Origin of the sequence: Sphingomonas chungangi (assembly GCF_013778325.1) — a bacterium.
GTDB classification, from domain to species: domain Bacteria; phylum Pseudomonadota; class Alphaproteobacteria; order Sphingomonadales; family Sphingomonadaceae; genus Solisphingomonas; species Solisphingomonas chungangi.
Genome location: NZ_JACEIB010000008.1, coordinates 1 through 25332, shown reverse-complemented (window position 1 = coordinate 25332; position 25332 = coordinate 1). Strand labels below are relative to the sequence as shown.

The following is a 25332-nucleotide window of genomic DNA, read 5'->3' as shown; positions in this document are numbered from 1 at the left end:
GCAAATGCGGATGGCCTGCACTTTGGCGGGATGCAGTTCCGCGCTTCCGTCGGGATGTTTCGCACGCCTATGAGAGAGCGTTCTGGAATGGGAGGCATCACCGTGCAAATTCGCGAACTGGGTTGGGGCATTGCCGCTGCCTGTCTTCTGGCGGCAGGCGGTCACGCCGAAACCATGCCGTCGCCGGCCGATCCGCATCTGGATCTCGAGCAGGTCGACGGCGCCAGAGCGATGGCGACGGTGAAGGCGTGGAACGCGCGCACGCTCGATTCGCTGGAGAAGCAGCCGCACTTCGTCGAATACCAGTCCCGCGCGCTGGCGTTCCTGTCCGATACGCAGAAGATCGCCGAGCCGGATCGGGTGCAGGGCGGGCAGGTACTCAACTTCTGGCAGGATGCCGAGCATCCGCGCGGCCTCTGGCGTAGCTCGCCGCTCGACGCTTTCGCGGCGGGGAAGCCGGTCTGGCGCACGCTGATCGATGTCGGCGCGCTGGGCAAGGCCGAGGGCAGGAAATGGGTCTTCAAGGGGGCGACCTGCCTGTCGCCGGCCTATGTGAAATGCATGGTCGCGCTGTCGGACGGCGGTGGCGACGCGGTGATCGAGCGCGAGTTCGACATGGCGAGCGCGCGGTTCGTCGACGGCGGCTTCTCGCTTCCCGAGGCCAAGACGGAAGTCAGCTGGGCGGGGCCGAACGCCCTGTACGTCGGCACCGATTTCGGGCCGGGCAGCATGACGGATTCCGGCTATGCGCGGATCGTGAAGCTGTGGAAGCGCGGCACGCCGCTCTCGGCCGCCACGCTGGTGAGCGAGGGGCAGCAGAGCGACGTCTCGGTGAATGCGCGCGTGATCGTCGATGGCGGGCGGACTTGGCCGGTGGTGGATCGCGGCGTCGATTTCTATCACCACAAGCTCAGCCATATCGCGCGAGACGGCAGGCTGGTGCCGTCGCCGCTGCCCGACGATGCCGATCTCGACGACGTGCTGGACGGCCGCGCGATCGCGACGCTGAAGAGCGACTGGCAGGGCCACAAGGCGGGCAGCGTCGTGGCCTATTCGATCCCCGATGCGCTGGCCGGCAAGACGCCGGCGATCGAGACGGTATTCGAGCCGAATGCGCACCAGGCGGTCGAGGACGTCGGCGCCGGCAAGTCGGTGGTCTGGGTAAAGCTGCTCGATGATGTGTCCGGCCGCCTCGTCGCGCTGAGCCGCGCGGCAAACGGCACGTGGAGCGGGCAGCCCATCGCGCTCGCCGACAAGTCCACCATCCACCTCGACGCCGCGGCATCGGACAGCGACATGGCCTTCGCGACCGTCGAGGGCATGCTGACCCCGCCGACGCTTTATCGCGTGACGCCCGGCGCGGCGCCGGCCGCGGTGCAGGCGCTGCCCGCGAAATTCGATGCCTCGAACATGGTCGTCGAACAGCATTTCGCGACCTCGAAGGACGGCACGAAGGTCCCGTACTTTCTCGTCCACCGGAAGGACCTGAAGGGGCCGGTCCCCGCCTACATGCATGCCTATGGCGGGTTCGAGCTGGCGCAGACGCCGACCTACCTGATCAACGAGCCCTATCGCTCGGGTCCTGCGGCGCTTTACTGGGTGGAGGAGGGCAACGCCTATGTCCTCGCCAACATCCGGGGCGGCGGCGAGTACGGCCCCGCCTGGCACGATGCGGCGCTGCGCGAGAAACGGCAGAACGCCTATGACGATCTCTACGCGGTGGCGGAGGATCTGGTGAAGGCGGGGATCACGCAGAAGGGCCGTATCGCCGTCTCTGGCCGATCCAACGGCGGGCTGATGGCGTCGGTGGCGATCACCCAGCGGCCGGACCTGTTCGGCGCCGCGATCATCGGATCGCCGCTCACCGACATGAAGCGCTTCTCGCACCTGCTCGCGGGCGCCTCATGGATGGGCGAATACGGCAATCCCGACGTGCCCGCCGACTGGGCGTTCATCTCCAAATATTCGCCCTACCAGAACCTCAAGGCGGGCGTGCGCTACCCGACGCCCTTCATCTACACCTCGACGCGGGACGATCGCGTGCATCCCGGCCACGCCCGCAAGTTCGCGGCGCGGCTGGAGGATCTGCACGATCCGTTCTTCTATTACGAGGCGATCGAGGGCGGCCACGCCGCCGGTGTCGAGCCCAAAGAGGACGCGTTGCGCGCCGCCCTGGTGACGACCTACCTCAATCTCGAGCTGCCGAAGTCGGCTGCGAAGTAGCGGCATCGGCGGCCGGTGCGTCCGGTGCCGGGGCGGCGTCCGCCGTCTCGGCCGCCGAAACTGCCGCCTCGACAGGCTTGGATGCGCCGTTGCCGTAGTGCAGCCGCACGCCCGGCGCGTTGCCGCCGCTCGCCATGCCGCCGCCGGTGTGTATGGTGACGCCCGCGATGGTCGCCAGCGTCGCCGGCTGCGAGGGATCGATCCCGCCAGTGGAGGAGGCGACATCCGTCTCGGTCGCGCCACCGCGATGGACCATCACGCCCGCGGATTCGGTGGTGCCGTAGCGTACCAGCACAGCGCGTGCGTCATCCCAGCCGCTCTGGCCGGCGCCGACAGGCTCGATGCCGGCGTAGCGCTGGCGGAACTCGAAGCTGTTGTCGAGCGCGTTGCTCCAGCGATAGAAGATGTGCGCGCCGATCGTCGTCACCGGCGTCAGGCTGTCTTCCCAATAAGGGTGCACGGCGGTGGTGTGATAATACATCGCCGCACCGATCGGGGCATAGACGTCGCCGGAAAGTGCGGCGGATGCGACCTCGCGGGCATGCTCCCACGCGCCGGGCTCGCGGCGATGGGCGAGCGAGCCGTCGCAGGTGAAGCTGAACTGGCAGCCGGTCGTGCGATACGATCCCTGATAGACCACGCCGCAAACGGAACCCGGGAAGGCGGGATTGCGCACGCGGTTGAGCACCACCTGCGCGACGGCTCGCTGGCCGTCGTCGGATTCCGAGCGCGCCTCGTAATAGACGGCGGCGGTGAGGCAATCGAGCGCGCGGCTCGCGTCGTCGGCGCTCTGCTCCTGCGCGACGAAGGAGGGGGCACCTTCGATCGGGGCGGGCGCCTCGCCGGGCGGCGGCGGCGGGGCCACCGGCATCTCGGGCATGGCGGCCAGGATCGTGCCCGGCGACACCCAGTGCGCCGCCTTGGGCGCGGGGTGCGCGGCCTCGGCCACCGGATATGGTGCCAGCGTCTCAGGCGGTACGCACGACGTCACGGACATGAGGACCGCGAGGCCGAGCGATGATAGACGGTACATGGCGCAGCCCGGATGATCGACGGAAGGCTGCGGTGTAGCGAAACAAGGTTTGCGTTCGGTAAATGCTCCGGAGCGTCGGGACCTCCCGGCGGAATGCCGGAAGGCCCCTCAGCCTCACATCTTCACGCCGACGCGCGCGTAGAAGAACTGGCTCGGCAGATCGTAGACCGCCGGGTCGTAATTCGCGAGCGAGCAGCTGTAGCAAGCCGGCGGCGCGGTGCCGGCGATGTTGTTCACGCCCACCGCGAAGGTGAAGTCGCGGCCCGAGACCTTGGTGTCCCACAGGAACTGCACGTCGCCGTACAGGCGGGCGCCCAGCTCGTGACCGGCGAAATCGCCGCCCGATTCATGCACCTTGTTGATGTATCGGCCGGTGATCGAGACGCTAAACCCGTCCAGCGACCAGTCGATCGTCGCGACCGACTTGTACTTGGGATAGGCCTGGGTGCCCGATTCCGTTCCCGCGCGCTTGACTGTGCTGGTGCCGTCGGCGGTCGGCGACATCTCGTCATATTTGAGCGTGAAGGTGTTCTGCCACGAGAGGCCGAAGCTGCCCGCCGCGAAAGTCGGCGAGCGGTAGGTCAGGTTGAGATCGAGCCCGTCGGTCTTGATGCTGGAGATGTTCTCGAGCGTACCGACGATCTGCGTCACCTGGCCCTGCAGCGATCCCGAGGGGTTGCGCCTGATCGCGTTGCAGCTCACCGCGTCGCCGGTATTGGCGCAGCGATCGAGGATGGTCTGCGGATCGACCGCGCCGATCGCGTCCTTGATGCGGATGTTGAAGTAGCTCGCCTCCAGCGTCAGCACGCGCGCCCAGTTCTGCGCCCAGCTGGCCGAATAGACGCCGCCGCCGACCCAGCTGCGCGAGGTTTCCGGCTTGAGCGCGGTGTTGCCGCCGGTCAGCACGCCGAGCTGCGATCCGGTCTGGTTGAAGTTGCCGGTGGAGGGCACGCCGGCGTTGATGCAGTTCTGCCGGACGGTGGCGTTGAAGCCCGGCGCGTTCAGTCCATTGCACGGATCGGTGACCGGCGCGTCGAAGCGGGAGAGCGATCCGAACAACTCGCCGATCGCGGGAGCCCTGAAGCCTTGCGCATAGGTGCCGCGCAGCATCACGTCCTTCACCGGCTTCCAGTCGCCGCCGCCCTTCAGCGTCACCTTGGAGCCCGAGGTGGAGTAGTCGGAATAACGCGCCGCGAACGAGGCGTTCAGCGCCTCGAAGAACGGCTTGTCCTTGAGCAGCGGCACCGAAAGCTCGCCATAGACCTCGTTGACGTTGTAGCTGCCGGCGGTCGCCTGCGCGGGAATATCGGCGCCATGGCCGGCCTGGATGATCGGATCGGGCGTGAAGCTTCCCGCGAGGTGGCGATGCTCGTAGCCGAGCGCCACGCTCACCGTACCGGCGGGAAGGTCGAACAGGCCGCCGGTGACGTTGACGGTGCCGTCCCAGATCTTCTGCATCGACTTGTCATGCTCGGTGAAGGCTATCCAGTTGAGCATCGCCTGCGTGATCGTGCCCTCGCCGCCGAACAGGTCGAGCGGCACGCACGGATCGGTGCAGTTGGCGATCGGCCCCAGTGCTTGCTGGACGTGCAGGGCGTTGACGTTGCCGGTGAAGGTCTGGTGCGCGCTGGTCCTGCCGTAAACGCCGTTGACGTCCCAGTTCCACTGGTGGCCGAACAGCTGGAAGTCGCCGCTGAGCGTCGCGGTGCCATAATAGGTGTCGACCGTCTGGGTGTAGTGGCGCGGGCCGTTTTCGACGAGGCGGCGGGCGACCTCGCCGTAGTTGGCGGCCGGCTCATTGGGGTTTCCGGCCCACAGGTCGCCGAACGGATTGTAGGGATTGCTGCCGGAGATATCGATATTGTCGAGCAGGTTGCCGTTGCCCGCGCCGGGACCGACGAATAGCGGCAACGGCGCCGCCTGGTTGGCCGACTGCCGACGGTTGAAGAAGAACTTGCTGCTGAACTTCATGTGATCGCCGAGCGGCTGCGTGACCGTGGCGAAGGCGGCGTAGCGCTTGTACGGGGTCAGCAGGTAGTTGAGCGGCGCGGTATTATAGCGATCCGCATTGCTGAAAGCGTGGAAGTCGCTGGTCGGGCCGTAGGGATCGGCCGGGTCGTAGGCTGGCCTGCCCTGGACGACGCCGTTCAGCGTGCCGTCGAAATCGTCGCCGATGATGAAGCGGCCGAGCGGCGTCGCAGACGAGCAACTGCTGTCGCACGAGGTGATGAAGGGATGCGAGAAGAGCGCGAAGGCGCGATCGGCGCGGAACACCGGCTTCTGCTGGGTGTAGCTGCCGCCGAACACGACATCGGTGCCGGCGCCGTCGAGGTGGAAGCCGTAGCTGGCGTCGTAATTGCGCGTGAAGCCGTCGCCCTCCTTGTAGAGGCCGTGCTGGAGCGAGACTTCGAGGCCGTCCTGCTTGGTTTTGGTGATGATGTTGACCACGCCCGCGATCGCATCCGATCCGTAGATCGAGGAGGCGCCGTCCTGTAGCACCTCGACGCGCTCGATCGCCGCCTGCGGGATCGAGTTGAGGTCGACCGAACCGGGCACGCCCGATGCCGACGATGCGTTCACGAAGCGCATCGAGTCGACCATCACGAGCGTACGCTTGGAGCCGAGATAGCGCAGGTCGATCTCCGCCGCGCCGGCGCCGACGCCGCCGCCGTCCTGCGGGTTGCCCAGATTGCCCGAGCTGTTGTTCTTGGTGTTGAGGCCGCCGCCCGCACTCGGCAGGCGCTGCAGCACGTCGGCAATGGCGGAGAGGCCGGTCCGGTCGATGTCCGCCTTGTCCACGAAGGTGACGGGCGAGGGCTGGTCGAACGCGTTGTGGCGGATGCGCGATCCGGTGACGATGATCTCGCTATTCGGCGTCGCCGCCGGCGTGCCGGCCGTGTCGCCTGCGGGCGGCGTGCTCGATTGGGCGAAGGCAGGCTGGGCGATTGCGCAGGCGAGTGCCGCGGACGCGACGGAGGCGCAGTGAAGCCACTGTTTCATTAAGACGGACCCCTTCTTTGCACAGGGGCACGACGCTTCAGCACAGGTCTAGACGCCTACATCCGAAACACCCCTGCAGCACCATGGTGACGGAGCCGAAATGTTGTTGCAAGCGCGTTACATGGAGGCTGGTCGACGGAAAGCGTCGCTTGGTCGCGCGCGCGTCGCGATGATCGGGATGTGGTGCCGGATGAGGGGATCGAACCCCCGACCTTCGGTTTACAAAACCGCTGCACTACCGCTGTGCTAATCCGGCCCAAAAACAAAATGCCGGCGCTCTTTGCGTCATGAAAGGCCGAAGGTCCAGCCTTCGGTGCGTGCGAGCGACGGGGTGAGCGCGGTCGGGTGCCACAGCGCCTCGTTCCCGGCGGCGCGGCGCAGCCATGCGGCGCCGATCATGGCGTCGGTGATATGGTCGTCATAGCGGGCGAGCGCTGCATGCGGCGGATCGCCCAGCGCGGCCAGCGCTGCGTCGAGCGATTGCGCGTCGCGCAGCTTGCTGCGGCCCTTGGGCACACCGGCGGCGCGGGCGGCAAGGCTCGTATAGAGCTCGACCATCAGCGGCCCGCTTTCCGGCACCGGATCGAACGGCCAGACGGGCACACGGCCGCCCAGCTGATGGAGCAGGCGCATCGCCGTGAGGCTCGCCTTGCCCACTTGGGAGGCGCCGACGAGATTGAAGCTGGAGGTCGGGGTCACGCCGGCGGTTCGTGCGGCACTTTCGATCACGCGCATCCGGCCGATCCCGTGGCCGAAGCGATCGCCGGTGCGCCCGCCGTGGCGGCGGAAATAGCGTGATGCTTCGGGATGGTCGACGAAGCGGTTGGCGCCGAGATTCGGTTCGTCGCTCGCTATGCGATCGACCAGTGCCCAGAGCGTGCGGGCATCGGGGGGACTCTCGCTCCAGCCGGGAAAGAATGCGTGGGCATCGACGAAGGGCAGCGAGGCGGAGAAATCGAAGCCTATCAGGCAATCGCCCTGCTCCGGCAGCCAGTGCAGTACTTCTTCGCGCGACCAGTGTTGCCCCTGCGATTGCACGAGCGCCGGTGGTCCGCCCCGCTCGCACACGGCGACGGCGATGCCGGGCTGGAACGCTCCCGTCGCGCCAGACCAGTCGATGCAGGCGAAGCGCTCGAAGTGTCTCACCGCTTGCGAGGGCGCGGCCGCTTACGGCTCATCGCCCAATCGTGCGAGCGCTCGATCATCGCCAGCACCCGCTCTGGATCGGCGCTGTCGTAGCGGACCAAGACCGAAGGCCAGCCGTCATAATGCGACGTTTGCCAGAAGGTTTCCGGACTGGTTTCCATCAGGATAGCCTTGGTGTCCTGATCGATGTGCAGGCAGAAGCTGCCCTTCTCGCGCCCCGGCGTGACGAGCGGGTGGCCGTTCGCCTTGACCGCCGGGCCGCCATAGTAGGCTGTCAGCTCGGTGCCGGGCAGGGTCAGCGCGTGCGCGACGACATCGTCCCAGATCATTCGCCCTGCCGCTCCTTCCTCAAGCGGTCCCAGTAGGCCAGCCGCTCCTGGATCTTCGCCTCGAAGCCTCGTGGGGCGGGGGTGTAGAAGGTCTGCGGCGCCATCTCCTCGGGCCAGTAATTGTCACCGGAGAAGGCATCTTCGGTGTCATGGTCATACTGATAGCCGCTGCCATAGCCGACCTGCTTCATCAGCTTGGTCGGGGCATTGAGAATGTTCTTGGGCGGCATCAGTGACCCGGTTTCTTTCGCCGACCGCTTCGCCGCGCCGAAGGCCTTGTAGCCGGCGTTCGATTTGGGCGCGGTGGCGACATAGAGACAGGCCTGCGCCAGCGCCAGTTCGCCTTCGGGAGAGCCGAGGAAATCGTAGCAATCCTTGGCGGCGATGCACTGGACCAGCGCCTGCGGATCGGCCAGCCCGATATCCTCGATCGCCATCCGCACCAGCCGCCGCGCGATAAACAAGGGCTGCTCGCCGCCCTCCAGCATCCGCGCGAGGTAGTAGAGCGCCGCCTGCGGATCGGAGCCCCGCACCGCCTTGTGGAGCGCGGAGATGAGGTTGTAATGCCCCTCGCGATCCTTGTCGTACACGGCCATGCGGCGGTGGAGCAGAGCGGCGAGCGCTTGAGGATCGAGCGGCTCCTCCACCTCGATCGCGAACAAAGTCTCGGCTTGGTTGAGCAGGAAGCGGCCATCGCCGTCCGCCGAGGCGATCAGCGCGCCGCGTGCTTCCGGTGTGACGGGAAGGGGGCGATCCTCAATCTGTTCGGCGCGGTTGAGCAGTTCGCCGAGCGCGCCCGAGCCAAGACGATTGAGGATCAACACCTGCGAGCGTGAGAGCAACGCGGCGTTGAGTTCGAAGCTCGGATTTTCGGTGGTCGCGCCGACGAGGATGACCGTGCCATCCTCGACATAAGGCAGGAAGCCGTCTTGCTGGGCGCGGTTGAAGCGGTGGATCTCGTCCACGAACAGCAAGGTGCGCGTACCGGTGCGGGCATGATCACGCGCTTCGGCGAACACCTTCTTGAGGTCCGCAACGCCCGAGAATACCGCCGAGATCGCAACGAAGCGCAACTCCACCGCGTCGGCGAGCAGGCGCGCGATGGTGGTCTTTCCGGTGCCGGGCGGGCCCCACAGGATCATCGACGAGAGGCGCCCCGCCGCCACCATCCGCCCGATCGCGCCCTCGGGCCCCGTCAGATGCTCCTGCCCGACGACTTCGGACAGCATGCGCGGTCTCAGCCGGTCGGCGAGCGGGGCATTATCGGCCGGGACGGCGGCTTGCGAGACAGTATCGGCGAAGAGATCGGCCATGGCGCCGATATAGGCATTTCGCGGCCGATCAGAACAGCCGCGTCAGCTCGTAGAACAGCGCGCCGACGATCGCGGCGGCCGGGATCGTCACGACCCACGCCACGACGATGCCGGATGCGACGTTCCAGCGCACCGCCGACATCCGCCGTGACGCGCCCACGCCGACGATCGCGCCGGTGATGGTGTGCGTGGTCGATACCGGGATGCCGCCCAACGTCGCGAGGAACAGGGTGATCGCGCCGCCCGTCTCCGCGCAGAAGCCCTGCGGCGGGGTCAGGCGGGTGATCTTCGATCCCATGGTGTGGACGATCTTCCACCCGCCCATCAGCGTGCCGAGCCCCATCGCCGTCTGGCAGGACAGCACCACCCACAAAGGCACATGGAACTCGCCGCCGAGCATCCCCTGCGAATAGAGCAATACCGCGATGATCCCCATCGTCTTCTGCGCGTCGTTGCCGCCGTGTCCGAGCGAATAGAGCGAGGCCGAGACCAGCTGGAGCTTGCGGAAGCGGCGATCGACCTGCAGCGGCGTCATCCGGATCGAGGTCCACGCGACGATCAGCACCAGCACCAGCGCCAGCAGCAGGCCGATGGTGGGTGACAGCACGATCGCGGCCGCCGTCTTGATCACGCCGCTCCACACCACGGCGGAGAGGCCCGCCTTGGCGGTGCCGGCCCCGATCAGCCCGCCGACCAGCGCGTGCGACGAGGAGGAGGGGATACCCAGCACCCAGGTCAGCACGTTCCAGACGATCGCGCCCATCAGCGCGCCGAAGATCACCCCGGCGTCGATCACATGCGCATCGACGATCCCCTTGCCGACCGTCGAGGCGACGTGGGTGCCGAAGAACAGGAAGGCGATGAAGTTGAAGAAGGCCGCCCACGCCACCGCATATTGCGGCTTGAGCACGCGCGTGGAGACCACGGTCGCGATCGAGTTGGCGGCGTCGTGCAATCCGTTCAGCCAGTCGAACAGCAAGGCCACGCCGATCAGCGCGACCAGCAGCGGGAAAGCGAGATGACCCATCGGATCAGGCGTGATCGATCACGAGACCCTGGATCTCGTTCGCCACATCCTCGAAGCGATCCGTGATCTTCTCGAGGTGGGCGTAAATCTCCTGGCCGACCACGAAGCGCATGGGATCGCTCTGGCTCGCCTTGAACAGCGCCTTCAGGCCCCGGTCGTGGATCTCGTCGGCATGGCCTTCCAGTTCGACCAGGCGACCGGTGAGCGTATGCAGCCGCCCGGCATTGTGGGCGAGCGAACGGAGCAGCGGGATCGCCTCCTGTGTCACCCGCGCGGCCTCGACGATGATGCCTGCCATGTCGCGCATCTGTGGCGCGAACTCGCGCACCTCGAACAGCTGCACCGCCTTGGCGGTCTGGTTCATCTGATCGATGGCGTCGTCCATCACGCCGATCAGCCCCGTGATCGCCGAGCGGTCGAACGGGGTGACGTAGGTGCGGCGCACGTCCTGCAGCACTTCGCGCGCGATATCGTCGGCATTCTGCTCCTGCGTCACGATCTCGCGGATGTGGGCGTCGAGGTCCGGCCCGCCCTGCAGCATGCGTGCCAGAGAATCGGCGCCGGCCACCAGGGTCGCCGTGTGCGCCTCGAACAGTTCGAAGAAGCGACCTTCGGATGGCAGCAGTTTCTGGAACCAGCGCAGCAAGGCGAACTTCCTCCCCATTTCCTCGCGCATCGCGACGCCGCGATCGCCGATGCTGGGCGTCGGCGGCGGCTCGCGGAAGCCCGCGATAATGCCCTTGAGTTCCGGCTCGTCGACCGCGCTGGCGGCGTTGGCGAGCGTGAACCAGTTGCAGGTCCGCTCGTCCTGCTCGGGCCATTCGGTAGCCTGGCCGGTCACGGCGAGGGGGAATACATCGACGTCGACGACCCGCGCCACGCCGGTCTTGCGACGCTTGGTGTAGCGATACTGGCCGATCAGCGCCGGGCACGGAATGCCCTCGATCCCCGCTTCCTCGAATGCCTCCTGCGCCGCGGCCTCGTGCGCGCGCAAACCCTTGATCGGATTACCCTTCGGGATCACCCAGCGCTGCGTCTCCCGACTGGTGATCAGCATCACGCGCATCGATCCATCGGCTTCGACGCGGTAGGGAAGGGCAGCAACCTGACGGATCGGGAACTCTCCTGTTACGGATTTATGACAAAAGAAATCCTGCGCGCCGAACATCATTTCCATGCGGTGCGCAAGGGGCTTGTTTCAGGATGGAAACGCGAAGATCCTATCTGGGATGCATTGAGCAATGGTCAACCCGGATCATTCCCCCGTTTCGCGAGTAATGCTGCCCATGAAGAAGCTTATCGCATTCGATCTCGACGGGACGCTCGCGGAGAGCAAGGCTCCGCTCGACGAGGACATGGCCGATCGTCTCGCGCGGCTGACGGAAGTTGCGCATGTCTGCGTGATCTCAGGCGGCGACTGGCCGCAGTTCGAGAAGCAGGTGGTCGGGCGGCTTCCCCGGAAGGCGCTGCGCGAGAGGCTCTGGATCATGCCGACCACCGGCACCAAGCTGTATCGTTGCACCGACGGTCACTGGCGTGCGGTCTATCGCGAGGATTTCTCGGCGGCCGAGAAGCGCGATATCCTCGCCGCGCTGGACAAGGCGGTGGATGCGGCGGGCTTCCGCAACGAGAAGACATGGGGGCCGCAGATCGAGGATCGCGGCAGCCAGATCACCTTCTCCGGATGCGGGCAGGACGCGCCACTGGATGCCAAGAAGGCATGGGACCCGGATCGCAGGAAGCGCGAGGCTATGCAGAAAGCGGCGCAGCAGGAACTGCCGGATCTCTCCGTCAATATCGGCGGATCGACCTCGATCGACGTGACCCGCAAGGGCGTCGACAAGGCCTATGGGATCGAGCGCCTCGTCAAGGAATCGGGCATCGCCAAGTCCGAGATGATCTTCATGGGCGATGCCGTCTATCCCGGTGGCAACGATTATTCGGTGCCCGACAAGGCCGGAGTCGACACGATCGCGGTCGGCTCGGTCGACGAGACCCGGCGCGCGATCGAGGCGATCGTCTACTGTCTCGGCTGACATTCCCGCTCGCATCCGGCAACGACTTGTTGCACGAACGTACCGTTATGTGGCGGAGGCGTTGATGCGGGCGAGCTTGTGGATCGGTGTGGCGGCTTTGGCGGTAAGTGGCGCGCAGGCTGCCGGTTACGATCCTCACACAGCCTTCGCGCCGCTGAGTCTGCCGGGGCCGATCAATCCGGTCCGTTCGGGCAGCGGCCAGCCGGGGCCTTCATGGTGGCAGAACCGCGCCGACTACCAGATCCGCGCGACGATCGACACGAAAGCCCATGCGCTCTCCGGCGAGGAGGCGATCCGCTACACCAACAATTCGCCCGATACGCTGGACGTGCTGTGGCTCCAACTCGACCAGAACCTGTACCGCCCGCATTCGCGCGGCAAGGACGGCGCCGAGCCGGCAATGGCGAAATATATGAGCGCCGGCTCGACCGACGGCTATACGATCGAGAGCGTCGAGGTGGAGCAGGGCGGCAAGCGCGTCGCGGCTCAGACCGTCGAGAGCGACACCCGCCTCCAGATCCGCCTGCCGACACCCCTTGCGGGCAAGGGCGGGCAAGTGACGGTCCATGTCCGCTACCGCTTCGATATTCCCGGCGCCTTCGGCGGGCGCATGGCGTGGGGTCCGGTGAAGGGCGGTGCGATCTATGACCTCGCCCAATGGTATCCGCGCATGGCCGTCTATGACGACGTGCGCGGGTGGGACACGCTCCCGTATCTCGCGCAGGAATTCTATCTCGAATACGGCGATTTCGATTATTGGGTGACGGTGCCGGCGAACATGATCGTCGCCGGATCGGGCGCGCTCCAGAACCCGCAGGAGGTGCTGACCGCACGGCAGCGGGCGCGGCTCGCTCAGGCCGCGAACTCAGATGCGACGGTGAAGATCGTGGCCCCGTCGGAAATCGGCACCGCCCCGGCGGCGGGCACGAAAACGTGGCATTATCGGATGGAGGATACGCGCGACGTCGCCTTCTCCGCGTCCGACGCGTTCGCTTGGGATGCCGCGCGGATCATCCTGCCGAACGGCAAGACCTCGCTCGCCATGTCCTACTATCCGGCCGAGAGCGCCGGGCCGCAGGCGTGGGACCGCTCGACCCAGTACGTCAAGGACACGGTCGAGAATATGTCGAAGCGCTGGTACCCCTATGCGTGGCCGGCGGCGATCAACATCGCCGGGCCGGCATCCGGCATGGAATATCCGGGCATCGTCTTCGACGGCATCACCGACAAGGACAAGGAGCTGTTCTGGATCACCGCCCACGAGATCGGGCATTCGTGGTTCCCGATGATGGTCGGCTTCGACGAAAGGCGCGACGCCTGGATGGACGAGGGCTTCAACACCTTCATCGACACGTTCGAGAGCGACGATTTCAACAAGGGCGAGTTCGGCCCGAAGCGCGACAGCGAGTTCGCACCGGGCGGCGGCAACCCGGTGGACGAGATATTGCCGATCCTCGCCGATCCGGCCGCGCCGCCGATCCTCAGCCGCGCGGACACGGTGATCGAAAAGTATCGCCACCCCGTAACCTACTTCAAGTCGGCGCTGGGGCTCGTCCTGCTGCGCAACGAGATTCTCGGGCCGGAGCGTTTCGATCCCGCCTTCCGCCGTTTCATCGCGCTGTGGGCGTTCAAGCACCCCAAGCCCTCCGACTTCTTCCGCTTCATGGAGAGCGAGGCGGGCGAGGATCTGAGCTGGTGGTGGCGCGGCTGGTACCTCACCAATTCGACCTATGACGTTGCGGTGACGAAGATCGCTCCGGCCGCGAACGGCGGCACGTTGGTGACGGTCGAGAATCGCGACCCGATGGTGATGCCGGTGACGCTGCGCGTCGAATATGCGGACAGCTCGCATGAGGACATTCACCTGCCAGCCGAGACGTGGATCCGGCAGACGGCGAGCGACATCGTGATCGCGCCGGGCAAGCGGGTGGTGAGGGCGACGCTCGATCCGGATCACAGGCTGCCCGATCATGACCGCAGCAACAACGTGCTGGCAGCCCAGTGATGGGATATGATCCGGCAGGGAGACACCGATGCGCGCACTGATTGCTATTGCCGTTGCCGTTTTGCCGATGCCCGCCGTCGCCCAGACGATGGAGGATGCGCACAACAACCTGTTCGCGGATCATAGCCCGTCGGGCAGCAATGGCGCCCACCGCATCGGCGCGCGGATCGACAATCAGGCCGGCCGCTCCGCGCCGGCGCCGATGTCGTCCGCGCCGCTCGTTCAGCCGGCGAATTCGGGTATCCGCGTCTATCAGCCGCATTCGCTCAACGATGTCGCCCGGGATTGGGCGAAGGCGCACCCCAAGGAGTTGCCCAATCACCGGAAGCCCGATCCGCAATAGCGCCCCCTCGCTTTTGCGGGCCGATACGCTACATGGCCGCGCATGAATCCTTCCGAGAGCCGCCGCACCTTCGCGATCATCTCCCACCCGGACGCGGGCAAGACCACGCTGACGGAGAAGCTGCTGCTCGCCGGCGGTGCGATCCACCTCGCCGGCGAGGTCCGCGCGCGCGGCAACAACCGCCGCGCCCGATCGGACTGGATGAAGATCGAGCAGCAGCGCGGAATCTCGGTCACGTCGAGCGTGATGACCTTCGAGCGACCGAGTTCGACCGGCGAGACGCTGACCTTCAACCTGCTCGACACGCCGGGCCACGAGGACTTCTCGGAAGACACCTACCGCACGCTGACCGCCGTGGATTCGGCGGTGATGGTGATCGATGCCGCCAAGGGGATCGAGGCGCAGACCCGCAAGCTGTTCGAGGTGTGCCGCCTGCGCTCCGTGCCGATCGCCACCTTCATCAACAAGGTCGATCGCGAAGGCCTCGATCCCTTCGTGCTGCTGGACGAGGTGGCCGACAAGCTGGCGCTCGACGTCACGCCGATGAACTGGCCGATCGGCATGGGCGGCATCTACGAAGGTCTCTTCGATTTCCGGCGCAATACTCTGTCAAGGCCTGATAAAACCGACGAACATCTGACCGGTCTCGACGATCCGCGCCTCGAAACCCTCGTATCGCCCGAAGGCGCCGCGCGGCTGCGCGAGGAGGCGGAACTGGCGCTGGGTGGCTATGGCGGCTTCGACCTCGCCGCTTACCGTCACGGCGACCAGACGCCGGTCTTCTTCGGCTCCGCGCTGCGTGAATATGGCGTCGACGCACTGATCGGCGCGATCGGCGACTATGCCCCGCCGCCGCGCCAGCAGCCCGCCATCCCGCGCCCGATCACGCCGGACGAAGGCAATGTCTCGGGCTTCATCTTCAAGGTGCAGGCGAACATGAACCCGCAACACCGTGACCGAATTGCGTTTCTTCGCGTCTGTTCGGGCAAGTTCAGGCGCGGCATGAAGCTGAAGCAGGTGCAGACCGGCAAGACGATCGCGATCAACTCGCCGATCTTCTTCTTCGCGCAGGATCGCGAGCTGGCCGAGACGGCGCTGCCCGGCGACATCATCGGTATCCCCAACCACGGCGTGCTGCGCGTCGGCGACACGCTGACCGAGGGCGAGGCGATCACCTTCACCGGGATTCCCAACTTCGCGCCGGAAATCCTTCGCCGTATCCGGCTTCTGGACCCGACCAAGACCAAGCAGCTGCGCACCGCGCTCGTCGACATGGCGGAAGAGGGCGTCACCCAGCTCTTCAAGCCGCTGGTCGGATCGCAGTGGATCGTCGGCGTGGTCGGCCAGCTCCAGCTCGAAGTGTTGATCTCGCGCCTCCAGGCCGAGTACAACGTCGCCGCCGAGTTCGAGCCCGCGCCGTTCGAAACCGCCCGGTGGCTCTCGGCCGATGACCCGGCCGATCTCAAGGCTTTCATGGAAGGGCGCGGGGGCGCGATGGCCGAGGACCGCGACGGCGCCCCCGTCTTCCTCGCGCGTGATGCCTGGGAGGTGAACTACGTCGCCGAGCGCGCGCCCAAGGTGCGCTTCAGCGCGACGCGGGAGCGGGCGTCGGCCTGACGTCCGCGCTCAATAGTGGGCGTAGATCCACGCCGGCGCTATGGCGGCCGAGCGGCCCGCGCCGCCCGAGCCGACGATATACGTGATCACGACCGCGCCCATCAGGCAGCAGATGCCGGCACAGAGTTTGAGCATGAGCGGCCTTCCGTGGATAGTCGAGCGTCGCTTATCGCCTGGAAAGGGTTGAAAAGCCGTTAGCGGCGGCGGGATTGACGCAGGCGGTCGCTTCCCGCTGCCTCGTTACGGCAGGGAGGGGCCATGACCGGGATGATCGACCGCCGGCCGGGCTGGCGTATCGCCGTGAAGCGGATTGTCTGTGCGTCATGCTGGCGGGGTGCGCATCGACCGATCTTTCGGGCTATCGCGGTCGGCCGATCACCGATGTCGCTGCGCATTACGGCCCTCCGATCGAGGTATGGAATCTCGCATCCGGTGAACGCGCTTATATCTGGACGCTCGATTCGCGTGGCCGGCCGGGGCCTCAGCCGCCCTGGCACTTCCAGTCGGGCGAGCAGATGGCGAGCTTCCGCAAGGGCAACTTCCTCTTCCACGGCGCCTGCGTGTACGAGCTGATCGGAAGGCAGGATGAAAAGACCGGCGAGTGGGTCGTCCGCAAGCTGCTCGATCCGGGGATGGCCTGCCAGTAAGGCTCGCGCCTTACGCTGCGGCCTTCCAGCAGACCACGCGGTCGCGGCCGTCGGCCTTGGCGTCGTAGAGCGCGGCGTCGGCACGGTCGATCAGCGTCTGGGCACTGTCCTCGGGCAGCAGCCCGGCCACGCCCAGCGACAGCGTGACCCGACCGACCTCGCGGCCGGACTGGCGCGCCTTCACCGCGCGGCTGCCGATATGCTGGCGGAAACGCTCGGCGAACTGGCTTGCCTCCTCAGCCTCGTGCATCGGCATCACGATCACGAACTCCTCGCCGCCCCAGCGCGCGACGAAGCCGCGGCCGTGGAAGAAGCGCTCGAGGCTCGCCGAGACGAGGCGCAGCACCTCGTCGCCCATACGGTGGCCGAAATTGTCGTTGAACTTCTTGAAGTGATCGATGTCGAGGAAGATCAGGCTGAGCGGGCGACCCTCATTGCGGGCGCGCTCGAGCTGCGCGTCCAGATAGTCGCAGCAGGCCTTGCGGTTGGAAAGGCCAGTCAGCGCGTCCGAACGCGCATCGACGCGGGCGATCTCGAGATCCTGCTTCAGGATGTCGATCTCGCGGCTCGACGCGGCGAGCTCGGCCTGCAGCTGCTCAGTCGTCGAAAGCATGTGGTTGGTCGCCTCGATCATCTCGGCGAGCATCTGACGCTGGCGCTCCAGCGTGGCGGAGGCATCGATGTCCGAACGGCTGAGCTTGCTGGCATAGTCGCGCGCGCCAGCATCCTGGCGTTCGACATAGTCGTTCATCCGCGCCAGCTGCGCCTCGGTATCCTCGAGGATGCGGCCCACGCCCTGACGGCCGGTGCCATAAAGCTCGCGGCGGATATGGGCGATGGTGCGATCGGCGAGAGCGCCGTTATTCCGGCGCGCGACGTCCACCGCATCGACGAGCTGCGGGTCGGCACCGGTGACGTAGCGATAGAGGAAATCGTAGTTGGACGGCGTGGGCGCGATCGCGCCCTCCTCCAGAAGGGCACGGATGCGATCGAATGTGCCTCTGCTCTCGCTCACGTGCGCGGCCGCCCCATCCCTCATGCCCACGGTTGCCGCCCCCCGGCGGATCCGAGATCCGTGCGCTGGAATGGTGATAGCGGTGAGGCGTTAAGAAATGGCGAAACGGTTACGGAAAGAGGTCAGTCCTCGAAGCTGACCCTGAGGAAGGCCGGCACGGGGCCGTTCCAGTTGGCGTCGGCATCGGCCGCGATCGGCTCGGGTCCGGCTGCATATTGCGGGGCCGAGGCATCACGGCGATCGCGTTCGCGCGGAGCGCGATCCCGGTCGCGGCGGCCGGAGCCGCGCTCCTCGCGAGGCGTGCGCTCCTCACGGGGGGCACGTTCCTCGCGCGGGGTACGCGCAGGGCGGGCCTCGCGCGGAGCGGGCGCTTCGGCCTTGGCGCCCTCGATGCGCGGGATGGTCTGGCCGGTCAGCTTCTCGATGTTGGCGATGTTCTCGGCGTCCTCATCGGTGATGAGGGTGAAGGCCTTGCCCGTCGCGCCCGCGCGGCCGGTGCGGCCGATGCGGTGGACATAGTCGTCCGGATGCCAGGGCGCGTCGAAGTTGAAGACGTGGCTGACGCCCTTGATGTCGAGCCCGCGCGCGGCGACGTCGGAGGCGACGAGGATGTTGATGTCGCCCGCCTTGAAGCGATCGAGCTCGGCGATACGCTGCGCCTGCTCCATATCGCCATGGATCTCGCCGGATGCGAAGCCATGGCGCTTGAGCGACTGGTTGAGCTCGCGCACCGTGGTCTTGCGGTTGGCGAAGATGATCGCGGTCTTCACGTCCTCGGCGCGCAGCAGGCCGCGCAGGGTGTCGCGCTTGCCGCGCGAGGTGGTGCTGACCAGCGCCTGCTCGATCGAGGCGTTGGTCGAGCCGGTGCGCGCCACCTCGATCTGCTTGGGGTTGGACAGGAACTTGTCCGCCAGCTTCTTGATCGGCGGCGGCATGGTGGCCGAGAAGAGCAGGGTCTGCCGGCTGGTCGGCAGCTTGGTGCAGATTTCCTCGATGTCGGGGATGAAGCCCATGTCGAGCATCCGGTCCGCCTCGTCGATGACGAGCATCGAGCAGCCGGTGAGCAGGATCTTGCCACGCTGGAACAGGTCCATCAGGCGGCCGGGCGTCGCGATGAGGACGTCGACGCCCTTTTCCAGCGCCGCCACCTGGTCGCCCATCTGCACGCCGCCGATCAGCAGCGCCATCGAGAGCTTGTGATACTTGCCGTACTTCTCGAAATTCTCGGCGACCTGCGCGGCCAGCTCGCGCGTCGGCTCGAGGATCAGCGAGCGCGGCATGCGGGCGCGGGCGCGACCGTGAGCGAGGATGTCGATCATCGGCAGCACGAAGCTCGCCGTCTTGCCGGTGCCGGTCTGCGCGATGGCGATCAGGTCGCGCATCATCAGCACGGGCTGGATCGCGGCCGCCTGCACGGGCGTCGGCTCCGTATAGCCCGCCTCGGTGACGGCGCGGAGGGTTTCGTCGGACAGGCCGAGATCGGCGAAGCTCATGCGGGAATCCGGATTGGCCCGCATGCGAGCCTGCACGCGGGAACGTCGCCGCGCTGAAGGTTTAAGCCGCCAGAGTCAAGGCGGAAGGGGCTATCTGCCGGGATCTATCGGCGTCAGCGCGCGGAATTTGTCGATTTGGCACTCGCCGCCCGAGCGGGTATGGATCGAGTCGCGATCCGCACAAAGCTTGCCGTCGGCGGGCGCGCGGAAGTAGAAACCCGAATAATAATCGAGCGCAGGGCATTCGTCTTCCAGGACGGCGCGCATGCGCTTGCCGCCTTTCACGATGAAATCGACGCTGTTGGGGGCCGTCACCGCAGCACCGCCGATCGTGGCGGCATCAATGCATTTCGGCCCCTTATGCTCCTTGAAGGCCGGTGCCGCCGGCGGCTCTCCGGCGGGCCGGTAGCGCTGGGACCGCCGCGCGGGCACGCGGATGATGATCGACTGGCTGACCACGACGTCGGCGACCTGGATGCCGTTCGCCGCGTCGCCGTGCGGCGCCGGTTGGGCAGAGGGAACCGCGAGAAGGGAGGCCAGCGCGAGCGAGATCATCGCCGCCGGCTCATGGGGATCCTTGTCATGACGGCGGGGACGCTGACCGGACGGTGTTGAACAGTCGATGAATTTCAGTGGTGAAATGCATGTCCGGACAATGGCGATTGTCTCGGATCGGGGTGGGAAGCTAGGAACGAGCATGGCTTATCCGATGCCTTCCCCCGACTTACTGCGCGCGCTTGCCGCGCGGCTCGGGCCGCGCGGCTTCACCACCGATCCGGCCGATCTCGCGCCATGGCTGACCGACTGGCGCCGGCGAGTGACCGGGGCGGCGGCGGCGCTTGTCTCGCCCGCGACGGCGGAGGATGCGGCCTTCGTGGTGGCGTGTGCAGGCGCCGAAGGCGTCGCGATCGTGCCGCAGGGCGGCAACAGCTCGATGGTCGGCGGCGCGACGCCGGCCGGGCCGGCAGAGGGGCGGGCGCTCCTCGTGTCGATGCGGCGGATGCGGGCGATCCGTTCGATCTCGACAGAAGACAACGCCGTAGTTGCGGAGGCGGGTGTTGTGCTTGCCGATCTCCACATAGCGGTGGGGGAGCGGAGGCGGCGCTTCCCCTTGTCTCTGGCCGCCAAGGGCAATGCGACGGTGGGCGGTCTCGTCTCGACCAATGCGGGCGGCACGCAGGTGTTGCGCTTCGGGCCGATGCGGTCGCTGGTACTGGGGCTCGAGGCGGTGCTGCCCGATGGTTCGCTGTTCCAGGGCCTCGCGCCTTTGCGCAAGGACAATCGGGGGTACGATCTCAAGCAGCTGTTGATTGGAGGCGAAGGGACGCTCGGACTCGTCACCGCCGCGACGTTGCGGCTGGTGTCGGCGTTCGAGGCGCGCGCTGTGGCTTGGATCGGGCTGCGCTCGGCGCGCGACGCGCTCACCCTGTTGCGGCGGCTGGAGGATCGGCTGGGCGAAGCCGTCGAAAGCTTCGAGCTCGTGCCTGCGGAGGGGCTGGCACTGGTGCTGCGCCACATCCCCGATACGCGGCCCCCATTGTCCCACGCGTGGGAGTGGAATGTGCTCGTCGAAGCGGTGGGCGGCGCGGATATCGGCGAGCGGCTTCAGTCGGAACTGATGGGCGCGATCGAGGCCGGGCTTGCCGGCGACGCGATGGTCGCGGCTAGCGAGGCGCAGGCGGAAGCACTTTGGAAGCTGCGCGAGAGCCTTTCCGAAGCCGAGGCGCGCGACGGCATGGCCGCCAAGCACGACATCGCCGTGCCGGTTGCCGACATGCCGGCCTTCATGGCGCAGGCGAGCGCGGCAGTGGTTGCACGCTTTCCCGGCACGCGCCCGATCGCCTTTGGCCATCTCGGCGACGGCAACGTCCACTTCAACGTCCGCGCGCCGGCGGGCGGCGACGACAAGGCCTGGTTCGCCGCGCAGGCGGCCGCCGTCTCGCGCTTCGTCCACGGCCTCGTTACCGAGGCGGGTGGGACGCTTTCCGCCGAACATGGCATCGGCCGGTTCAAGCGCGCCGACTTCGCCGCGCTGGCGGATCTGGTGCGACTGGCGTCGATGCGCGCGATCAAGGCGGCGCTCGATCCGGCCGGAATCATGAACCCCGGAGCCCTGCTGCCGCTTGCAGAAGACGGCTCCGGCCAATAGACGACGGGGCTTCGTCGGGGCGGGGGGGCCGTGCCGACCGGATTTTTCAGGAGTAAGATGTCATGGCGAGCGCACCCCAGCAGGGCCTGCCGCTTTTCTATAACGAACTCGTCCCGATCTCGTCGCAGCAGCATGGCGACTGGAAGCTGCGCGCGGTGGATGGCGCGAAGTTCCTCAACAACGCGCATGCCGTGCCGCTGCTGGTCGAAGAGTTCATCCAGGCGAGCCGCTTCTACCCGATCGTCTTCTCGCTGGGCGACAACCCCGTGCCGCTCGCGCTGATGGGTCTGAACGAAGGCGTGAACGTCATCGTCGACGAGCGCGGCATGTTCCCGGACGACTGGTACGTGCCGGCCTATGTCCGCCGCTACCCGTTCCTGCTCGCGCGGCTCAGCCCGGACACGGACGATCTCTCGCTATGCGTCGATCCCACCTCCGAGGTGATCGGTCAGTTCGACGAGGGCGAGCCGATCTTCCAGGACGGCCAGCCCAGCGAGCGGACCAAGGCGGTCCTGCAATTCTGCGAGCAGGTGGAGCAGGCCAGCGCGATGACCACTGGCTTCTTCAACGACATCAAGGAGCAGAAGCTGCTGACCGATGGCGAGTTCAGCGCGCAGCCGACCGGCGCGGCGCAGCCCTACATCTATCGCGGCTTCCAGATCATCTCCGAGGATGCGGTGAAGAACCTGCGCGGCGACGTCGCCCGCAAGTGGCTGCAGAACGGGCTGATGGCGCTCGTCTACGCGCACCTATTCTCGCTGCAGCGCATGGCGGATATCTTCGGCCGCCAGTCCCAGCGTGGCATGCTGCCGCCGCCAAACGGACCGATGCTGGGATGATCGCCTAGGGAGGGTCGATATGGGGACTGTGTTCGGTTTCGGCGGGACCGCTCGCTACACCCGGGTGGCGATCGTGCTGCACTGGACGATCGCAGTCCTCGTCATCATCAATCTCACGATCGGGCTGCTGCACGAATCGCTGCTGCGCGGCGCGATCCCCTTGCACAAGTCGATCGGCATGCTGGTGCTGATCCTGAGCCTGGTCCGGCTCGGTTGGCGCTTCACCCACCGGCCGCCGCCGCTGCCCGCGACGGTCAAGAAATGGGAGAAGGGGCTGGCGCATGCGGTGCATTGGCTGCTCTATGCGTTGATGATCCTGATTCCGCTGTCGGGCTGGGTCTTCACTTCGGCCAGCCCCAAGCGCCACCCGCTCGAATTCTTCGGCCTCTTCCCGCTGCCGATGTTTCCGGTCGCACAGGACAAGGAGGTCAGCCACATGGTCGCCGAGCGGCACGAGCAGCTCGCCTACCTCATGATCGCGCTGCTGGTGCTGCACATCTGCGCCGCGCTGAAGCACCGTTTCGTCGATCGGGACGGCACGGTGGCGCGGATGCTGCCGGGCGGCTGATCGCTTCGAGTCAAGCATTTAATCGGCTCGCATACACATTTAGTCGAAGCCGTGATTTTTTTGCACCGAATCTCTTGAACCAATCGCGCGCTCGCCTATTTAGAGAAGTGCGCGGTCATGCCCCCCTTCGTGATCGCGCACGACGCGCCTTCGGGCGCGTTCCTCCCTGAACCTTGGCCGCTCCGCGTGAAAACGCGGGGCGGTTTTTTTATTCGGCAGCCAGCAGGGTGCCCCGCGCTTCGTCTTCCAGCGCCAGGGCGATGGCAGCGATGATCCGGCGGGCACGGCTGAGGCCTTCGGTAGGCATCCGCAATTGGGCATCGAGATACAGGCTGCGATCCAGCTCGATCTGGATGGCGTGACGGCCCTCGCGGGGATTGCCGTGCCGGTCCAGCGTATGGCCGCCCGCATAGGGGTGGTTGCGCGCGACCGTGAGACCTTCGCGCTTGGCCGCGTCGATCGCGGCGGCGACGAATCGCGGCTCGGCGGAACGGCCATGCCGGTCGCCCACCACGAGGCGAGCATGCGCGCCCCGGCCCGCCAGAGGGGGCATGGAGTGGCAGTCGATCAGGATGGCGATGCCGTGTACCGCCACCGCCTCGTCCATCGCCTGCCCGATCGCGGCATGATAGGGCCGATGCGCCGCGGTCATCCGCGCCTCGATCTCCTCGGCATCGAACCGCCTCGCCCAGACGGTGCCGCCCGCCGCGATCCGGCTTGGTATCGCGCCGAGCCCGCCGGCGACCTTGGGCGACGTCAGCCAGGTTCCGGCTGCGGCACGCTCGCCCAGCAGCACCGGATCGATCTCGCGCTCATCGCGGTTGAGATCGACATAGGCCCGCGCCATCCGCGCCACGATCGCCACCGCGCCGGCCTGCACGGCATCGGCCACCAGCAGATCGGCATGACGGTCCTCGATCGTCTCCAGCGCGGATTGGGGAAGGCGCGCCGCCGCGAGCATCTCGGGCGGATAATGGCGCCCGGCATGCGGCACCGCGACGACCAGCGGCGAACGCGCGCCGGCCTGTCCCAACCTGGCATAGGCGCTCGGTTCCGGTGGATGCGCGGTCATGCTAATCTGCTAGGGATCGCAAGCGCGTCGGGCAAGCGTTCGGCACTTGCCGAATCTTAACGATCGACGCGCAGGAGCGGGGTCAAGCCCGCCAGGGATCAAGACAGCCGGCGGGGGCGTTTGGACGGACGATGATCAGGATTTTGCTGGCCGAGGACGACAACTCGATGCGCGAGTATCTGACGCGCGCGCTGGAGAAGGTCGGCTATCACGTCACCGCGGTCGATTGCGGCACGGCGGCGCTGCCCTTGCTGGAAAGCGAGAGCTTCGACCTGCTGCTCACCGATATCGTGATGCCCGAGATGGACGGCATCGAGCTTGCGCAGCGCGCGGGCCGCATCGCGCCCGACATGCGCGTGATGTTCATCACCGGTTTCGCGGCGGTGGCGCTGAAGGGCGGCATCACCCATCCGAACGCCAAGGTGCTTTCCAAGCCCTTCCACCTGCGCGATCTGGTGCTGGAGGTGGACCGCATCTTCGGCCTCGGCACGGTGGCGGAGGGCGACCTGTAAAAATCGGAGGAAAGCCGCTTGCCATCGGATGACCGCATGGCTAGAGGCACCCCCCACGGGCGCGTAGCTCAGTGGTAGAGCACTGTGTTGACATCGCAGTGGTCGCAAGTTCAATCCTTGCCGCGCCCACCAGATTAACCCCGGAAAACCATTGGTTTTTCGGGGTTTTCCTATGCTTGTCGTCCGTGGTGATGCGGTGAGGGTGCGGTGAGGGGGCGGGGGTGGACAGCGAATGGACAGCAAGATGCTGTCATCGCCGTCTCGTGCCGCGCCTTCGGCCGCTGTGCAGCAGGCAGCAAGCGTGTTTTTGCAGGAGTAATGTGCCCCAAACAGGTGGGCAGCAAATATGCAGCGCACCGGTCCGATGATTCGGCTGATGCTCTAGTATTTAAGTTTCGCAGCAACGGCCGCCGCTGCTTGCGCTGTCTGCGTCAGCCGACTTGGAGCGCTCGATGTGAAAGAGGTGTCGCAACCGCTCCGCTAGCGCCTCTAGGTCGCGAGTCTCGCATTCCCATACGGTCAGCACACGCCAGCCCTGATCGACCAAGGCTCGCTCGTTGTCGCGGTCACGCTCGACGTTGCGGTCGAACTTTTGCTGCCAAAAGTCGATACGTGTTTTCGGCATGGACGCCATCCGGCATCCCGAATGTCGGTGCCAGAAGCAGCCATGCACGAAGATCGCCGTGTGGCGCCCCGGTAGGACAATATCCGGTGTACCCGGTAACCCGCGTCGATGGAGGCGAAATCTGAGTCCCATTCGATGCAACAGCCTGCGAACCACAATTTCGGGTCGGGTATTGGCTCGTCGCACCGCCCGCATGATGCGGCTGCGTGTTTCTTCCGCGGATTTTTCGTTGTTTGAGTCGGGTGATGGCATGGCTGTTGACGTGCGCCCCTGGAATGTGACCGATTTTGGGTAGAGTCCGACGCGAAGGAGTCGGACGGAATGAAGCGCAGCAGGTTCA

The 25332-nt window shown here is 66.4% G+C and carries 23 protein-coding genes and 2 tRNA genes; 11 read left to right on the top strand and 14 right to left on the bottom strand.

Going from position 1 to position 25332, the window contains the following annotated elements; genetic code table 11:
• Nucleotides 1-87 precede the first annotated feature (87 nt).
• Nucleotides 88-2223, top strand: coding sequence for a prolyl oligopeptidase family serine peptidase (locus tag HZF05_RS12995; RefSeq protein ID WP_160362658.1), 2136 nt, complete (start codon nt 88-90; stop codon nt 2221-2223).
• Here the strand turns inward: HZF05_RS12995 and HZF05_RS21645 are convergent.
• The 8 genes from HZF05_RS21645 to HZF05_RS12955 form a co-directional block, all read right to left on the bottom strand.
• A complete protein-coding gene (locus tag HZF05_RS21645; RefSeq protein WP_220129840.1) occupies nt 2189-3256 on the bottom strand; it encodes a cell wall hydrolase in 1068 nt (355 codons plus the stop codon). The two genes, HZF05_RS12995 and HZF05_RS21645, sit on opposite strands and share 35 nt — an antisense overlap.
• 114 nt (nt 3257-3370) lie before the next feature.
• Nucleotides 3371-6256 carry a TonB-dependent receptor plug domain-containing protein gene (locus tag HZF05_RS12985; protein ID WP_160362657.1) on the bottom strand — a complete coding sequence of 962 codons (2886 nt, stop codon included), beginning with the start codon at nt 6254-6256 and terminating at the stop codon, nt 3371-3373.
• Between the two features lie 181 nt (nt 6257-6437).
• Nucleotides 6438-6512 (bottom strand) — tRNA-Thr (locus HZF05_RS12980).
• A gap of 29 nt (nt 6513-6541) precedes the next feature.
• The gene (locus tag HZF05_RS12975) at nt 6542-7402 is read right to left on the bottom strand and encodes a hypothetical protein (protein ID WP_160362656.1); all 861 of its coding nucleotides are present in this window, start codon (nt 7400-7402) and stop codon (nt 6542-6544) included.
• Nucleotides 7399-7731, bottom strand: a complete 333-nt coding sequence (locus HZF05_RS12970) for an MmcQ/YjbR family DNA-binding protein (RefSeq protein WP_160362655.1) — start codon at nt 7729-7731, stop codon at nt 7399-7401. The genes HZF05_RS12975 and HZF05_RS12970 overlap by 4 nt, the downstream gene beginning before the upstream one ends.
• Nucleotides 7728-9044, bottom strand: a complete 1317-nt coding sequence (locus tag HZF05_RS12965; RefSeq protein WP_160362654.1) for a replication-associated recombination protein A — start codon at nt 9042-9044, stop codon at nt 7728-7730. Before HZF05_RS12965 ends, HZF05_RS12970 begins: the two co-directional genes overlap by 4 nt.
• Nucleotides 9045-9072: 28 nt before the next feature.
• Complete coding sequence (locus HZF05_RS12960) at nt 9073-10071, bottom strand: inorganic phosphate transporter (RefSeq protein WP_160362653.1); 999 nt, start codon at nt 10069-10071, stop codon at nt 9073-9075.
• A 4-nt stretch (nt 10072-10075) separates the two neighbouring features.
• The gene (locus HZF05_RS12955) at nt 10076-11185 is read right to left on the bottom strand and encodes a DUF47 family protein (protein WP_160362746.1); all 1110 of its coding nucleotides are present in this window, start codon (nt 11183-11185) and stop codon (nt 10076-10078) included.
• A gap of 172 nt (nt 11186-11357) precedes the next feature.
• Here HZF05_RS12955 and HZF05_RS12950 point away from each other — a divergent pair, with 172 nt between their 5' ends.
• From HZF05_RS12950 to HZF05_RS12935, 4 genes are all read left to right on the top strand, one after another.
• The gene (locus HZF05_RS12950; protein WP_160362652.1) at nt 11358-12107 is read left to right on the top strand and encodes an HAD-IIB family hydrolase; all 750 of its coding nucleotides are present in this window, start codon (nt 11358-11360) and stop codon (nt 12105-12107) included.
• Between the two features lie 64 nt (nt 12108-12171).
• Entirely contained in the window at nt 12172-14112 is a 1941-nt protein-coding gene (locus HZF05_RS12945; protein WP_160362651.1) for a M1 family metallopeptidase, read from the top strand.
• A 28-nt stretch (nt 14113-14140) separates the two neighbouring features.
• Complete coding sequence (locus HZF05_RS12940) at nt 14141-14455, top strand: hypothetical protein (protein ID WP_160362650.1); 315 nt, start codon at nt 14141-14143, stop codon at nt 14453-14455.
• A 42-nt stretch (nt 14456-14497) separates the two neighbouring features.
• Entirely contained in the window at nt 14498-16072 is a 1575-nt protein-coding gene (locus HZF05_RS12935) for a peptide chain release factor 3 (RefSeq protein ID WP_160362649.1), read from the top strand.
• A gap of 9 nt (nt 16073-16081) precedes the next feature.
• Here the strand turns inward: HZF05_RS12935 and HZF05_RS22155 are convergent, their stop codons facing one another.
• Complete coding sequence (locus tag HZF05_RS22155; RefSeq protein WP_281367513.1) at nt 16082-16207, bottom strand: hypothetical protein; 126 nt, start codon at nt 16205-16207, stop codon at nt 16082-16084.
• A 188-nt stretch (nt 16208-16395) separates the two neighbouring features.
• Between HZF05_RS22155 and HZF05_RS12930 the strand changes: the two genes are divergently transcribed.
• Nucleotides 16396-16719 carry a hypothetical protein gene (locus HZF05_RS12930; RefSeq protein WP_160362648.1) on the top strand — a complete coding sequence of 108 codons (324 nt, stop codon included), beginning with the start codon at nt 16396-16398 and terminating at the stop codon, nt 16717-16719.
• 10 nt (nt 16720-16729) lie between these two features.
• On the opposite strand, the gene HZF05_RS22315 is transcribed toward HZF05_RS12930, so the two are convergent.
• The 3 genes from HZF05_RS22315 to HZF05_RS12915 all read right to left on the bottom strand — a co-directional run bounded on the left by HZF05_RS22315 (nt 16730) and on the right by HZF05_RS12915 (nt 19782).
• Nucleotides 16730-17734 (bottom strand): diguanylate cyclase, encoded by a 1005-nt coding sequence (locus tag HZF05_RS22315; protein ID WP_160362647.1) that lies wholly within the window; start codon nt 17732-17734, stop codon nt 16730-16732.
• A 122-nt stretch (nt 17735-17856) separates the two neighbouring features.
• Nucleotides 17857-19227, bottom strand: coding sequence for a DEAD/DEAH box helicase (locus HZF05_RS12920; protein WP_160362646.1), 1371 nt, complete (start codon nt 19225-19227; stop codon nt 17857-17859).
• 90 nt (nt 19228-19317) lie between these two features.
• Nucleotides 19318-19782 (bottom strand): hypothetical protein, encoded by a 465-nt coding sequence (locus HZF05_RS12915; protein ID WP_160362645.1) that lies wholly within the window; start codon nt 19780-19782, stop codon nt 19318-19320.
• A gap of 142 nt (nt 19783-19924) precedes the next feature.
• On the opposite strand from HZF05_RS12915, the gene HZF05_RS12910 reads away from it, so the two are divergent.
• From HZF05_RS12910 to HZF05_RS12900, 3 genes are all read left to right on the top strand, one after another.
• Nucleotides 19925-21376, top strand: coding sequence for an FAD-binding oxidoreductase (locus HZF05_RS12910; protein WP_160362644.1), 1452 nt, complete (start codon nt 19925-19927; stop codon nt 21374-21376).
• 62 nt (nt 21377-21438) lie between these two features.
• Nucleotides 21439-22215, top strand: a complete 777-nt coding sequence (locus tag HZF05_RS12905; RefSeq protein ID WP_160362643.1) for a SapC family protein — start codon at nt 21439-21441, stop codon at nt 22213-22215.
• Between the two features lie 19 nt (nt 22216-22234).
• Nucleotides 22235-22783, top strand: coding sequence for a cytochrome b (locus HZF05_RS12900; RefSeq protein ID WP_160362642.1), 549 nt, complete (start codon nt 22235-22237; stop codon nt 22781-22783).
• Between the two features lie 208 nt (nt 22784-22991).
• On the opposite strand, the gene HZF05_RS12895 is transcribed toward HZF05_RS12900, so the two are convergent.
• The gene (locus HZF05_RS12895) at nt 22992-23855 is read right to left on the bottom strand and encodes an N-formylglutamate amidohydrolase (RefSeq protein ID WP_160362641.1); all 864 of its coding nucleotides are present in this window, start codon (nt 23853-23855) and stop codon (nt 22992-22994) included.
• A 131-nt stretch (nt 23856-23986) separates the two neighbouring features.
• Here HZF05_RS12895 and cpdR point away from each other — a divergent pair, with 131 nt between their 5' ends.
• Nucleotides 23987-24367, top strand: a complete 381-nt coding sequence (gene cpdR / locus HZF05_RS12890; RefSeq protein WP_160362640.1) for a cell cycle two-component system response regulator CpdR — start codon at nt 23987-23989, stop codon at nt 24365-24367.
• A gap of 57 nt (nt 24368-24424) precedes the next feature.
• Nucleotides 24425-24499 (top strand) — tRNA-Val (locus tag HZF05_RS12885).
• A gap of 256 nt (nt 24500-24755) precedes the next feature.
• On the opposite strand, the gene HZF05_RS12880 is transcribed toward HZF05_RS12885, so the two are convergent.
• Nucleotides 24756-25332, bottom strand: a 577-nt coding sequence (locus HZF05_RS12880; RefSeq protein ID WP_246331992.1) for a very short patch repair endonuclease, incomplete at its 5' end; no start/stop codon positions are given.

Excerpts from the sequence above, each read along its gene's own strand:
- HZF05_RS12910 (WP_160362644.1), top strand. The coding sequence starts at position 19,925 with ATGGCTTATCCGATGCCTTCCCCCGACTTACTGCGCGCGCTTGCCGCG.
- HZF05_RS12900 (WP_160362642.1), top strand. The coding sequence starts at position 22,235 with ATGGGGACTGTGTTCGGTTTCGGCGGGACCGCTCGCTACACCCGGGTG.
- HZF05_RS12995 (WP_160362658.1), top strand. The coding sequence starts at position 88 with ATGGGAGGCATCACCGTGCAAATTCGCGAACTGGGTTGGGGCATTGCC.
- HZF05_RS12915 (WP_160362645.1), bottom strand. The coding sequence starts at position 19,782 with ATGATCTCGCTCGCGCTGGCCTCCCTTCTCGCGGTTCCCTCTGCCCAA.
- HZF05_RS21645 (WP_220129840.1), bottom strand. The coding sequence starts at position 3,256 with ATGTACCGTCTATCATCGCTCGGCCTCGCGGTCCTCATGTCCGTGACG.
- HZF05_RS12920 (WP_160362646.1), bottom strand. The coding sequence starts at position 19,227 with ATGAGCTTCGCCGATCTCGGCCTGTCCGACGAAACCCTCCGCGCCGTC.
- HZF05_RS12965 (WP_160362654.1), bottom strand. The coding sequence starts at position 9,044 with ATGGCCGATCTCTTCGCCGATACTGTCTCGCAAGCCGCCGTCCCGGCC.
- HZF05_RS12945 (WP_160362651.1), top strand. The coding sequence starts at position 12,172 with ATGCGGGCGAGCTTGTGGATCGGTGTGGCGGCTTTGGCGGTAAGTGGC.
- HZF05_RS12950 (WP_160362652.1), top strand. The coding sequence starts at position 11,358 with ATGAAGAAGCTTATCGCATTCGATCTCGACGGGACGCTCGCGGAGAGC.
- HZF05_RS12935 (WP_160362649.1), top strand. The coding sequence starts at position 14,498 with ATGAATCCTTCCGAGAGCCGCCGCACCTTCGCGATCATCTCCCACCCG.
- HZF05_RS22155 (WP_281367513.1), bottom strand. The coding sequence starts at position 16,207 with ATGCTCAAACTCTGTGCCGGCATCTGCTGCCTGATGGGCGCGGTCGTG.
- HZF05_RS12905 (WP_160362643.1), top strand. The coding sequence starts at position 21,439 with ATGGCGAGCGCACCCCAGCAGGGCCTGCCGCTTTTCTATAACGAACTC.
- HZF05_RS12970 (WP_160362655.1), bottom strand. The coding sequence starts at position 7,731 with ATGATCTGGGACGATGTCGTCGCGCACGCGCTGACCCTGCCCGGCACC.
- HZF05_RS12930 (WP_160362648.1), top strand. The coding sequence starts at position 16,396 with ATGCTGGCGGGGTGCGCATCGACCGATCTTTCGGGCTATCGCGGTCGG.
- HZF05_RS12895 (WP_160362641.1), bottom strand. The coding sequence starts at position 23,855 with ATGACCGCGCATCCACCGGAACCGAGCGCCTATGCCAGGTTGGGACAG.
- HZF05_RS12940 (WP_160362650.1), top strand. The coding sequence starts at position 14,141 with ATGCGCGCACTGATTGCTATTGCCGTTGCCGTTTTGCCGATGCCCGCC.
- HZF05_RS12985 (WP_160362657.1), bottom strand. The coding sequence starts at position 6,256 with ATGAAACAGTGGCTTCACTGCGCCTCCGTCGCGTCCGCGGCACTCGCC.
- HZF05_RS12960 (WP_160362653.1), bottom strand. The coding sequence starts at position 10,071 with ATGGGTCATCTCGCTTTCCCGCTGCTGGTCGCGCTGATCGGCGTGGCC.
- cpdR (WP_160362640.1), top strand. The coding sequence starts at position 23,987 with ATGATCAGGATTTTGCTGGCCGAGGACGACAACTCGATGCGCGAGTAT.